At 50.5% G+C, this 1272-nt stretch carries 1 pseudogene; it reads left to right on the top strand.

Going from position 1 to position 1272, the window contains the following annotated elements:
- Positions 1 to 897, top strand: a pseudogene (locus STRDD11_RS14310) (beta-N-acetylhexosaminidase); the annotation flags it as partial.
- Positions 898 to 1272 lie beyond the last annotated feature (375 nt).

Raw genomic sequence — 1272 nt, 5'->3', positions numbered from 1 at the left:
AATCTGGCTTTTGCCGGCGGCGCCTGGAAATGGATTGGCTTTACGCCTCATAATCACTTCAGCCGCCTCATTGCCCTTGAGGCCAACAAATCCTGCCGCCAGAATGGCATCAAGGAAGTCATCGTGACGGGCTGGGGCGACAACGGCGGAGAAACAGCGCAATTTTCTATCCTGCCGGCTCTGCAAATCTGGGCTGAGCTGGCTTATCGGAATAGCTTAGACCGGCTGAACCAGCATTTCCTCATCAGTACCGGAGTGGCCTTCGATGACTTTATGCAGGTGGATCTGGCTAATCTCCTGCCGGATCTGCCAGATAATCTCAGCGGTATCAATCCGAACCGCTATGTCCTTTATCAGGATATTCTCTGTCCGCTCTTGGATCCGCATATCCATCCGGAGCAGGACCGGCTTCATTTTGCAGCATCCGCCCAGCATCTGGCTCAAATAGCTCCGAAAACAGGGGCTTATCGCTACCTTTTTGAAACGCAGGCTCAGCTGAATCGAGTGCTGGCCCTGAAAGCAGGTATCGGCCGCATGATTCGCTCGGCCTATCAAGAAGATCGAAGAGCCGACCTAGAAAAAATTGCCAGAGAAGATCTGGAAGAGATCTATCAGGAGGTAGAGCGCTTTGCTGATCTCTTTAGTCAGCAATGGCTCAAGGAAAATAAAGTCTTCGGTCTTGATACGGTGGACATCCGCCTGGGCGGCCTCCTGCAGCGGATCCGGCGGGCGCAGGAACGCCTGCTGCAGTATGCGGCTGGTCAGGTCCAGCAGCTAGAAGAGTTAGAAGTGGAACTGCTGCCATTTACAGATTTCTATAAAGACCGAGAGTTCACTGCAACGACAGCTAACCAATGGCATACCATTGCCACCGCTTCAACAATTTATACAACTTGATCAATGTTTAAAAGGCTGGGACACTTTGTCTCAGCCTCTTTTGACACTTCCTTGCAGAAGCTTGCTCCCCGCCTTACATAGTCTTCGGACTGTGAGAGCCTCGCGGGTTGGGAATGAAAAGGTTTGGGGAACCTTTTCAGCCTGAGCCTAGAAACAAAAGAGTGAAGGGGGCGGTGGGACAGAACTAAATTTTTAAAAATTTAGTTCGTTGTCCCAGCCCCGCGAGGATGATTAGGAACTTTTTGGAGTCTAAAAGACGAACAAAAAGTCCAATCAGCTACCGCGTCAAGAGTTTTTTACCAAAACAAAGCGAGACTGAAGGACTTTTATACGGTATCTTCCAAAAGATTGATTCCTCTGCGGGTGAGGGCGCAG

The sequence above is a fragment of the Streptococcus sp. DD11 genome (assembly GCF_001578865.1).
Taxonomy (GTDB): domain Bacteria; phylum Bacillota; class Bacilli; order Lactobacillales; family Streptococcaceae; genus Streptococcus; species Streptococcus panodentis.
This window is presented reverse-complemented; position numbering and strand designations above follow the sequence as displayed.